Origin of the sequence: Rahnella variigena, from assembly GCF_003610915.1 — a bacterium.
GTDB lineage: Bacteria > Pseudomonadota > Gammaproteobacteria > Enterobacterales > Enterobacteriaceae > Rahnella > Rahnella variigena.
This window is the reverse complement of record NZ_NSDJ01000002.1, coordinates 200,149-212,709: the sequence shown is the minus strand read 5'-3', so window position 1 is coordinate 212,709 and position 12,561 is coordinate 200,149. Positions and strand designations below refer to the sequence as shown.

Annotated in this window: 1 protein-coding gene; it reads right to left on the bottom strand. The window is 59.7% G+C overall.

What is annotated here, in order from left to right:
• Positions 1-81 precede the first annotated feature (81 nt).
• Positions 82-12,531 (bottom strand): Ig-like domain-containing protein, encoded by a 12,450-nt coding sequence (locus CKQ54_RS22820; RefSeq protein ID WP_120349709.1) that lies wholly within the window; start codon positions 12,529-12,531, stop codon positions 82-84.
• Between the last annotated feature and the right edge of the window lie 30 nt (positions 12,532-12,561).

Sequence of the window (12,561 nt, the reverse complement as noted above, 5' to 3'; positions counted from 1 at the left end):
AATCGGTGAAGGTATCAGCAACAGGAAGAAAAATAGCAACGAATGAAGAAATGGCGGTAGCCTTCGCTACCGCCATTAAGATTAGATAACGTTTAAGCCATGCTGAATTAACAGCTTGACGGTAGCGTCATCATTGCTTGTGTATACATCATAATTTACACCATTCTCAGTTTGCGACGTTGTCGTTGTCCACTCCGACTTATTAATACTGACAGTATCACTCGCATTATTAGAGTTTGAATCACCCACATCACCGGTAATACGTAACGTATTGGCCTCATCACCATTTTCTTTGGTGAGCTCGAGTACATCATTAACATTAATAAATAATGTTTGCGCCGTATTATTACCCATGTGGATAGTTTCAATTCCACTCACTTTATTCGAGACACTGCCAAGTTCTAAGTCATTATTAGAATCCCAGACTAACGTATCGTGCCCTTCTCCACCTTTGATACTGGTGAAGTTAGTGCTGTTAACGACTATTGTGTCATCACCCTCTTTCGCATCGACTGAGTTCGCGCCGCGAGCATCAAGCACATCGCTGTCTGCAGTGCCATTGAGGTCGTACTGCGCAGGTTGATACTCAATATGCGTTGCGCCGGTTTCAGTAGTCAGCCCCAACGTCTCATTAAGGTCGACTAAACGGCCTTTGATTGCTGAGCCATCGCCGTCACCTACGCCCTGATCGGTCCAGGTCACATACAGCTGACCGCCTTCCAGGAAGGTTGCATCAACTTCCACCTGAGCACCGTAGGTCAGCTGATGGATCTGCATCTGCTGCCCCACCTTGTTACCCGCCGCATCAAAGTACTGCGCGTAGATACCGCTGGTAGCTGCGCCCGGTGCCGTATCGGTATCCGAGAGGAACACAACCACAAAACTGCCGTCTGTCTGGCTCACCACGCGCGCCATACTCTGATCGCTGGCCGTCGTCGTGTTAATCAGGAACTCACCGGTCAGCGCCGTACCGTCCGCCGCATAAATGCGGCCCCAGACGCTCTGGCCATTCTGGTCCGGCCCGGTGTTATCTTTTGAATCCCAGGTCACGACATAGTTACCGTTGTCCAGGGCGCTCACAGCCGGTGAAGCCTGATCGCTGGTCAGCGTCTGGTTCGCCACAAAGCTCGTTAACACTACGTGGCTCGACGGATCGTAAACCGACACGCCTACGTCATAACCGGTGCCTTTCACCGTGTAGGTGATGGCGACCTGACCATTCTCCAGTACCGCAACCGACGGCAGCGGCTCCCATTCACCTATGATAGCGTTCGGGTTCAGACCAGTATTGACCAGTACGGTTTCGGCCGTAACCGGCGTTCCGCTGGCGTCATACTGACGGCCGTAGACCACCCATGAACCGTTCAGGCTCGCTTCCCAGACGACCAGATAACCGCCATCGTCCAGGCCAGTGATCGCCGGAACACGCATTTTGCTTGCGGCAGTACCGGAGTCGACATTGTACTCTGCGCCGTCAGCAACGACGCCGCTGACATTACCGCTGCTGTCGTAGCTGTAGGTGTAGCCCTGGCCTTTAATATGGCCGCCTGAATCCGTGCTCCATACCACCTGGAAGCTGCCGTCTGCCAGCACCGCTACCTGCGGCGTCAGCTGATCGCCTGCCGTCGTGGTATTCACAGTAAACTCTGCGCCGACCGGCTGGCCCTTCGCATCAAGCAACTGCCCTTTAATGCCGGTACCGGAACCATCACCGTTTGCCGACTGCCACACCACGATAGCGCCGCCGTCTGGCAGACCGACAACGGATGAGACCGTCTGATTGCCGGCAGTGGTCGTGTTAACGGTGTACTCGGAGTAAAAAGCCGCATCCACATTAATCACGATACCTTCGATACCGGTACCCGCACCGTCCACGTTGTCGGACTGCCAGGTGACATACACGCTGCCGTCTTCGGTCAGTACCGCATCGAAGATGTGCGTGGCGTCGATGGAGTCGCCGCCGGTGCCCTGGTTACCGCTGGTGGTGGTGTTCACCAGGAATTCACGTCCTACTCTGTTATCGTTCGCGTCGAAGCGCTGCGCATAGATAGCCGAGCCATCTCCGTCACCGCCTTCTGAGCCCCAGATAAGCAGGTAGCCGCCATCCTCAAGCGTCACACCCACCGGCTTGTACTGCTTGCCGGTAGTGTAGGTATTGACGATAAAGTCGCCACTGCCGACCAGCGTCAGCGCGCCGGTTTCTGCATCAACACGGTAGTGCACCGCACGGATGTCAGAGCCGTTCGCACCGCTGTCGCCGGAGTCCCAGTAAACCACTACGCTGCCGTCACTCAGGGTGATGACGTCCGGATAGTTCTGTGAACTGTCCGTGGTGGTGTTTATCTGAACATTGCTGCCCAGCGGCGTACCGTCAGCGGCAAAAATCTGCCCGACGATACCGGTACCACTGGTATCGCCCGGACCACTGCCCGCATTCCACACCGTGATGTACATACCGCTGTGTGCCGCGTCGGTGAAGGCCGCCATTTCCGGACCACCCGAGGCGCCCATGCTGCTGCCGGTTGCCACAACCACCTCACCGGTGGTTGGCTCGTTGTCCGCATCATAGGTACGTTGCACGATGCTGGTACCCTGGTTTTCCCAGCTGATAATGTAGCCGCCGTCGTCGGTCGCCATTGCGCCCGGACGGTTCTGGGCACCACTGTAGGTGGTGTTCACCTGGAACTCGTCGGAGACCGCCTGCCCATCGGAGCCGTAGCGGCGCGCCATCACGCCATCGCCGTTGTTATCCAGCCCGTTGTTGTTGGACTCATAGACGATCAGGAAACCGCCGTCAGTCAGGGCGATAACCTGCGCACTGTCCTGGTTATTAGCGGTGCGCTGGTTTACCTGCTGCTCGGTTCCGATTTTGTGTACACCGTCAGCCTCGAAAAGCTGCATGTAAACTTCGGTTCCGGAGGTACCTGCGCCCTGCCATACCACCACGATACGGCCGTCGGCGAGACGGGTGGTGGCCGGGTTGAGCTGGTCACCGGTGGTGGTGGTGTTCACCTGCGCACTTTCATTGAGCAGGTCATAAGAACTCAGTGCAGCGCCGGAGATCAAAACAGGCTGACTCTCATTACCCGCTGCATCCGTCGCCGTGATGGTGCCATTTTCGCCTACACTCAGCGGGTTAGGTTCGATCTTCCATACACCATCAGCATCCGCTACGGTTGAATAGATCTTTCCGTCTGCATCCGTCACTGTGACGGTCGCGCCGGCTTCAGTCTGGCCACCCAGCGTCTCTTTAGTGTTGGTTGAGATACCCACATTTGGCGGCAACACATCCGTATCATTGGAGATTGGCGTCGTCGCAGGTTGATAGTCAATGCTGGTCGGATCGTCATTGTTCGGGGTTAACTGCTCAAGCCCCAGGGTTTCCACCAGGTCGACTACGCGTCCTTTGATTGCTGAGCCATCACCGTCACCCACGCCCTGATCGGTCCAGGTCACATACAGCTGACCGCCTTCCAGGAAAGTCGCATCAATCTCTACCTGAGCGCCGTAGGTCAGCTGGTGGATTTGCATCTGCTGCCCCACCTTGTTACCCGCCGCATCAAAATACTGCGCATAGATACCGTTGGTACCTGCACCCGGCAGGGTATCGGTGGCCGAAAGGAACACCGCCACGAAGCTGCCATCAGGGCGACTCACCACGCGTGCCAGATGCTGGTCGCCGGCCGTCGCGGTGTTGATAATGAACTCATCGGTAACCGCGGTGCCATCCGCCGCATAAATGCGGCCCCAGACGCTAAGGCCATTCTGATCCGGCCCGCTGGTGTCTTTAGAATCCCAGGTCACGACATAGTTTCCGTTGTCCAGCGCGCTCACCGCAGGTGAGGCCTGATCGCTGGTCAGCGTCTGGTTCGCCACAAAACTCGTTAACACAGCATGGCTCGACGGATCATAAATGCTCACGCCCACGTCATAACCGGTGCCTTTCACCGTGTAGGTGATGGCGACCTGGCCATTCTCCAGTACCGCAACAGACGGCAACGGTTGCCAGTCGGCGCCGACGCCCAGTACCCCATTCACGCTCAGGGTGGTAGTGATCAGCACGGTTTCGCCGGTGACCGGAACGCCGCTGGCATCGTACTGCCGGCTGTATATCACCCAGTTACCACTGACGTTCGCCTGCCAAACCACCAGATAACCGCCATCCTCCAGCGCGGTGATAGCCGGTTCCGTTTGTTTGGTTGCCGTGGTACCGGTGTTGACGCTGTACTCCGCGCCGTCCGCCGCCACGCCGTTCACGTTGCCTTCGCTGTCATAGCTGTAGCCGAAGCCCTGACCCTTGATGGTTGCGCCCGAGCCGGTGCTCCAGACCACCTGGAAGCTGCCGTCGGTAAGCACCGTGACCTGCGGCGTCAGCTGATCGCCTGCCGTCGTGGTATTCACAGTAAACTCTGCGCCGACCGGCTGGCCCTTCGCATCCAGCAACTGCCCTTTAATGCCGGTACCGGAACCATCGCCGTTTGCCGACTGCCACACCACGATTGCGCCGCCGTCCGGCAGGCTGGCCACTGATGACACCGTCTGGTTGCCAGCAGTGGTGGTATTGATGGTGTACTCGGAGTAGAACGCCGCATCGGCGTCAATCACGATACCTTCGATACCGGTGCCCGCACCGTCCACGTTGTCGGACTGCCAGGTGACATACACGCTGCCGTCTTCGGTCAGTACCGCATCGAAGATGTGCGTAGCATCCACCGAATCCCCGCCGCTGCCCTGGTTACCGCTGGTAGTGGTATTGACCAGGAACTCACGCCCTACTCTGTTATCGTTCGCGTCGAAGCGCTGCGCATAGATAGCCGAGCCATCTCCGTCACCGCCTTCTGAGCCCCAGATAAGCAGGTAGCCGCCATCCTCAAGCGCCACACCCACCGGCTTGTACTGCTTGCCACTGGTGTAAGTGTTGACGATAAAGTCGCCACTGCCGACCAGCGTCAGCGCGCCGGTTTCTGCATCAACACGATAGTGCACCGCACGGATGTCAGAGCCGTTCGCACCGCTGTCGCTGGAGTCCCAGTAAACCACTACGCTGCCGTCACTCAGGGTGATGACGTCCGGATAGTTCTGTGAACTGTCCGTGGTGGTGTTTATCTGAACATTGCTGCCCAGCGGCGTACCGTCAGCGGCAAAAATCTGCCCGACGATACCGGTACCACTGGTATCGCCCGGACCGCTGCCCGCATTCCACACCGTGATGTACATACCGCTGTGCGCCGCGTCGGTGAAGGCCGCCATTTCCGGACCACCCGAGGCGCCCATGCTGCTGCCGGTTGCCACAACGACTTCTCCGGCGGCGGACGTATTGTCGGCATCATAGGTGCGCTGAACGATACTGGTGCCCTGGCTTTCCCAGCTGATAATGTAGCCGCCGTCGTCGGTCGCCATTGCGCCAGGGCGGTTCTGAGCACCACTGTAGGTGGTGTTCACCTGGAACTCATCGGTGACCGCCTGGCCATCGGAGCCGTAGCGGCGCGCCATCACGCCATCGCCGTTGTTATCGAGCCCGTTGTTGTTGGACTCATAAACAATCAGGAAACCGCCGTCGGTCAGGGCGATAACCTGCGCACTGTCCTGGTTGTTAGCGGTGCGCTGGTTTACCTGCTGCTCGGTACCTATTTTGTGTACACCGTCAGCCTCGAAAAGCTGCATGTAGACCTCAGTACCGGAATTACCGTCACCCTGCCATACCACCACGATACGGCCGTCGGCGAGACGGGTGGTGGCCGGGTTGAGCTGATCACCGGTGGTGGTGGTGTTCACCTGCGCGCTTTCATTGAGCAGGTTATAACTGGCAAGCGCCGATCCCTGGAATGCAACCGGTGTGCCCTGATTACCTGCAGGATCTATGGTATAGATCTCGCCAGACTCACCGGCGGCAACCGGGTTCGGGGCAATAATCCAGTTACCCTGCTGATCTGCCACTGTGCGATATTCGGTTCCGTTCTTATCAACGACGACAACCACCACACCCGGCTCAGTCACACCGCCAAGCGACTCTTCAGAGTTACCCGAAATGCCTACATTAGCGGCAGTAATGTCCAGAATGAAATTCCAGCTGTTGCTGAGTTCACTCACGTTGCCAGCGGCGTCAGTTGCCGTCGCAGTGATGCTGTGCGTGCCTTCCAGCAGATTCGTGGTGGGTGTATAGCTCCAGTTACCTTGTGCATCTGCGGTGAGTGTTGCCAGCAAGATACCGTTGTCATACAGCGTGACCAGAGATCCCACTTCCGTCGTACCGGTAAAGGTCGGTGCCGGATCGTCGGTCACATTACCTGCTACAGGCGATGTGAACTGGATTGTTCCCACGTCATCTTCCAGTGACTGGATAATCACTGGCTCGGGCGGTGTGGTATCGACCGTCAGGGTGAAGGTCGCTTCACTGCTGTTACCCGCAGCATTAGTCACCTGCGCCGTAAAGCTGTGCTCACCGTCCGAAAGTAACGGCACGGCAAAGAGCCAGGTTCCATTCGCATCCGCTGTACTCTCACCCAGTATGTCACCCGCGGCGTTGCGGATGGTCACCACCGCGCCAGGCAACGCAGTACCTTGCAATTCCGGCGTATTGTCATCGGTCAGACCGTTGTTCAGTACAACACCGGTAATGCTGCCAGCGTCATCGTTCGCAAGATCAATGGTCAGTTCCACGTTGCTGCTGTCCAGCGTGAAGCTTACGGTATCACCACGCGTTTCGTTGCCCGCTGCATCTATGACTTTAATCTGATAATGATGCTCGCCATCAGCCAGAGTACCCAGCGGCAACGTCCAGCTGCCGTCATCAACAGCTACCGTGCTACCCGCAGGTGTTTCGCTATCATCGAGATAAACAGCCACAATTGCGCCGGCCTCAGCCATGCCATTCAGCACCGGTGAACGGTCATCGGTAACACCTCCATCGGTAACTTCACCCTGCACGGCGCCCTGGTCATCCATCAATGCAGCCGTAGCCGCGTCAGGTGCCGTAGTGTCGAGCACGACATTAAACATCCCGGTTTCGGCTGAAGATACCCCTGCTGCGTTGACCGCAGTAGCCGTTAAGTTGTAATTGCCATCCTCGCCCAGTTCTGTCGTGGTGATGCTCCAGCGACCTTCATCATCTGCCACGCCCTCACCTGCTTTCACTTTATTGCCAGCAGTGTCGGTCGCCCAGATTATTACCGTCAGACCCGCACCTGCTGTGCCGTTCACGGTCAGCGTGCTGTCGTTGGTGGATTGTCCTTTTTGCAGGAAGCCAGTATCCGCATCTTCACCCTGACTGTAATCGTCAACGACATTCTCAATCGCTGGCTGCGCCGGGGCACTTGTCAGAACGTTGAAGTCCCAAGCTTCGTCGGTGGTGCCACTTACCTGCGGACCTTCGTTGCCTGCCGCATCAACTGCTGCAACGGTCAGGGCATGAGCCCCGCTTGCCAGCGCGCTTTCCGCTGTCCAGCTCCAGTTGCCCTCTGCATCCACTGGTGCACTGCTAATGAATACGCCGTTGTCGTAGATGTTGACGCTGACGACACCGGCTGCTTTGCCTTCCGCACTTATGCTACCGCTATACATCGGACGTGCGTCATCAGTGGTCGAACCGTCGGCAATTACACCCTGCACAGGTCCGACATCATCCATCAGCGTAATGCTTTCTTCACCGAACGCGTCATCACCAGGCGCAGTAGTATCCACGGTAAAGCCCCAACCGCCGTCCGCCTGCGGACCTTCGTTGCCCGCCGCGTCTACCGCTGCGACCGTCAGATCGTGCTCACCGTCCGCCAGGTCCTGCTCCGGCGTCCAGCTCCACTGGCCGTTTTCGTCCACCGCTGCGGTGCCCGCCAGCTCGCCGTTGTCATAAATGTTGACGTGATCGATGTCCGCCGTTGCCTGACCCGCAAAGGTCGGACGCGCATCGTCGGTCACCGCGCCGTCCTCGATAGCGCCGGTCACCGGCCCCACGTCGTCGGTCAGGGTGATGCTGTCGGTCACCACGCCGGAAGTAACGTTGTCCGGCGCCGTGCTGTCGGCCGGGCCGTCGATCACGATGCTGCTGCTGTTGCCCGCTTCATCGGTTGCCTCAACCACCGCCGCCGCGTCGCCCGGGGCGAGCGGGTTCGGCTGGATGCTCCAGTGCCCGTCCTCGTCCGCCACCACGCTGGTTTCGCTGTCGCTGGTCGGATCGGTGATCACGATCACCGCGCCCGGCTCGGCGTTACCCGCCAGCTCGTCCTCGGTGTTCACGGTAATTTCCGGCACCGCCGTGGTGGTGTCCACGGTAAAGCCCCAGCCGCCGTCCGCCTGCGGACCTTCGTTGCCCGCCGCGTCTACCGCCGCGACCGTCAGATCGTGCTCACCGTCCGCCAGGTCCTGCTCCGGCGTCCAGCTCCACTGGCCGTTTTCGTCCACCGCTGCGGTGCCCGCCAGCTCGCCGTTGTCATAAATGTTGACGTGATCGATATCCGCCGTCGCCTGACCCGCAAAGGTCGGACGCGCATCGTCGGTCACCGCGCCGTCCGCGATAGCGCCGGTCACCGGTCCCACGTCGTCGGTCAGGGTGATGCTGTCGGTCACCACGCCGGAAGTGACGTTGTCCGGCGCCGTGCTGTCGGCCGGGCCGTCGATCACGATGCTGCTGCTGTTGCCCGCTTCATCGGTTGCCTCAACCACCACCGCCGCGTCGCCCGGGGCGAGCGGATTCGGCTGAATGCTCCAGTGCCCGTCTTCGTCCGCCACCACGCTGGTTTCGCTGTCGCTGGTCGGATCGGTGATCACGATCACCGCGCCCGGCTCGGCGTTACCCGCCAGCTCGTCCTCGGTGTTCACGGTAATTTCCGGCACCGCCGTGGTGGTGTCCACGGTAAAGCCCCAACCGCCGTCCGCCTGCGGACCTTCGTTGCCCGCCGCGTCTACCGCCGTCACAGTCAGATCGTGCTCACCGTCCGCCAGGTCCTGCTCCGGCGTCCAGCTCCACTGGCCGTTTTCGTCCACCGCTGCGGTGCCCGCCAGCTCGCCGTTGTCATAAATGTTGACGTGATCGATGTCCGCCGTTGCCTGACCCGCAAAGGTCGGACGCGCATCGTCGGTCACCGCGCCGTCCTCGATAGCGCCGGTCACCGGCCCCACGTCGTCGGTCAGGGTGATGCTGTCGGTCACCACGCCGGAAGTAACGTTGTCCGGCGCCGTGCTGTCGGCCGGGCCGTCGATCACGATGCTGCTGCTGTTGCCCGCTTCGTCCGTTGCCTCAACCACCACCGCCGCGTCGCCCGGGGCGAGCGGGTTCGGCTGGATGCTCCAGTGCCCGTCCTCGTCCGCCACCACGCTGGTTTCGCTGTCGCTGGTCGGATCGGTGATCACGATCACCGCGCCCGGCTCGGCGTTACCCGCCAGCTCGTCCTCGGTGTTCACGGTAATTTCCGGCACCGCCGTGGTGGTGTCCACGGTAAAGCCCCAACCGCCGTCCGCCTGCGGACCTTCGTTGCCCGCCGCGTCTACCGCTGCGACCGTCAGATCGTGCTCACCGTCCGCCAGGTCCTGCTCCGGCGTCCAGCTCCACTGGCCGTTTTCGTCCACCGCTGCGGTGTCCGCCAGCTCGCCGTTGTCATAAATGTTGACGTGATCGATGTCCGCCGTCGCCTGACCCGCAAAGGTCGGACGCGCATCGTCGGTCACCGCGCCGTCCTCGATAGCGCCGGTCACCGGGCCCACGTCGTCGGTCAGGGTGATGCTGTCGGTCACCACGCCGGAAGTGACGTTGTCCGGCGCCGTGCTGTCGGCCGGGCCGTCGATCACGATGCTGCTGCTGTTGCCCGCTTCATCGGTTGCCTCAACCACCACCGCCGCGTCGCCCGGGGCGAGCGGGTTCGGCTGGATGCTCCAGTGCCCGTCCTCGTCCGCCACCACGCTGGTTTCGCTGTCGCTGGTCGGATCGGTGATCACGATCACCGCGCCCGGCTCGGCGTTACCCGCCAGCTCGTCCTCGGTGTTCACGGTAATTTCCGGCACCGCCGTGGTGGTGTCCACGGTAAAGCCCCAACCGCCGTCCGCCTGCGGACCTTCGTTGCCCGCCGCGTCTACCGCTGCGACCGTCAGATCGTGCTCACCGTCCGCCAGGTCCTGCTCCGGCGTCCAGCTCCACTGGCCGTTTTCGTCCACCGCTGCGGTGCCCGCCAGCTCGCCGTTGTCGTAAATGTTGACGTGATCGATGTCCGCCGTCGCCTGACCCGCAAAGGTCGGACGCGCATCGTCGGTCACCGCGCCGTCCTCGATAGCGCCGGTCACCGGGCCCACGTCGTCGGTCAGGGTGATGCTGTCGGTCACCACGCCGGAAGTGACGTTGTCCGGCGCCGTGCTGTCGGCCGGGCCGTCGATCACGATGCTGCTGCTGTTGCCCGCTTCATCGGTTGCCTCAACCACCACCGCCGCGTCGCCCGGGGCGAGCGGGTTCGGCTGGATGCTCCAGTGCCCGTCCTCGTCCGCCACCACGCTGGTTTCGCTGTCGCTGGTCGGATCGGTGATCACGATCACCGCGCCCGGCTCGGCGTTACCCGCCAGCTCGTCCTCGGTGTTCACGGTAATTTCCGGCACCGCCGTGGTGGTGTCCACGGTAAAGCCCCAACCGCCGTCCGCCTGCGGACCTTCGTTGCCCGCCGCGTCTACCGCTGCGACCGTCAGATCGTGCTCACCGTCCGCCAGGTCCTGCTCCGGCGTCCAGCTCCACTGGCCGTTTTCGTCCACCGCTGCGGTGTCCGCCAGCTCGCCGTTGTCATAAATGTTGACGTGATCGATGTCCGCCGTCGCCTGACCCGCAAAGGTCGGACGCGCATCGTCGGTCACCGCGCCGTCCTCGATAGCGCCGGTCACCGGGCCCACGTCGTCGGTCAGGGTGATGCTGTCGGTCACCACGCCGGAAGTGACGTTGTCCGGCGCCGTGCTGTCGGCCGGGCCGTCGATCACGATGCTGCTGCTGTTGCCCGCTTCATCGGTTGCCTCAACCACCACCGCCGCGTCGCCCGGGGCGAGCGGGTTCGGCTGGATGCTCCAGTGCCCGTCCTCGTCCGCCACCACGCTGGTTTCGCTGTCGCTGGTCGGATCGGTGATCACGATCACCGCGCCCGGCTCGGCGTTACCCGCCAGCTCGTCCTCGGTGTTCACGGTAATTTCCGGCACCGCCGTGGTGGTGTCCACGGTAAAGCCCCAACCGCCGTCCGCCTGCGGACCTTCGTTGCCCGCCGCGTCTACCGCTGCGACCGTCAGATCGTGCTCACCGTCCGCCAGGTCCTGCTCCGGCGTCCAGCTCCACTGGCCGTTTTCGTCCACCGCTGCGGTGCCCGCCAGCTCGCCGTTGTCGTAAATGTTGACGTGATCAATGTCCGCCGTCGCCTGACCCGCAAAGGTCGGACGCGCATCGTCGGTCACCGCGCCGTCCGCGATAGCGCCGGTCACCGGTCCCACGTCGTCGGTCAGGGTGATGCTGTCGGTCACCACGCCGGAAGTGACGTTGTCCGGCGCCGTGGTATCTTCACGAGAAGCGTCAGTCGGAGGAGAAACATTACCTGCAGGATCAACGACGACGATGCTTACATCGCTGTCACCTTCATTGACCGGGTTAGGCTGGATACTCCAGTCGCCGTTTTCATCAACATCAACGGTAATTGTTTCACCGGTTTCACCATCAGTAATGATGACTGTAGAGCCCGGTTCTGCCTTGCCCGCCATCTGATCATTGTCATTAACGTTAATAACAGCAGACTCAGGCAATACGTTGTCAGAGTACTCTTCTACCAGACTTGCGCTGTTACCCTCACTGTCAGTGACCGTGACAGTCACTGTCCCGTTCGGTTGCGAAGATGGCGCTTCAACAGACCAGTGACCCTCGCTGTCAGTTTGTGTGGTGATTTGCGAACCATCAGGCAAGAGAATGACAACCTGCGAATTAGCAGTATTTGAAGTCCCGGAGAATTCCGGACGCCCGTTCTGATCTGCATCAGTAATGGGGTCGAGAGTGACCGTCACTGTTTTATTTTCAGAATGATGATCACTGCCGCCGCTGCTGGAAACCGCTGCAACAATACCCCCCGCTGCAGCCGCACCGCCTAACAACATAAAAGGAAGCCAGCCGAAATGATTATCGTCAGCAAGGATAGGATCAGCACTTGTATAACCTTCACCGCCAAGTACTAATTCACCACTTTTACCTTCGGTCAGAGCGGGAGTGTATTCAGCGACATCGCCAGATGTGGGAACATATTCATAATACTGTCCGTTTTCACCCAGGCCTACCAGATGAGCATTATCATTGTCATAATAATCTTCAAAAATAACATCGGGATGGTCGAGATCTCCCTGGCCGATAACGAGGAGTAAATTGTTACCAACACGCTTAGTCATCACCATTTGTGGTGCATGACCCGTCGCGCTATCGATGAGTTCAATATTTAATGCACCATGATTAGGCACTTTAATTGTCGTACTCTGATCTGTATTCGTTTCGACAGTGAAAGAAGATGTAATCCCCTTTGCACTACGCATATTAATTTTTAACATGATAACCTTCTTATTAAATAAAGATAAATC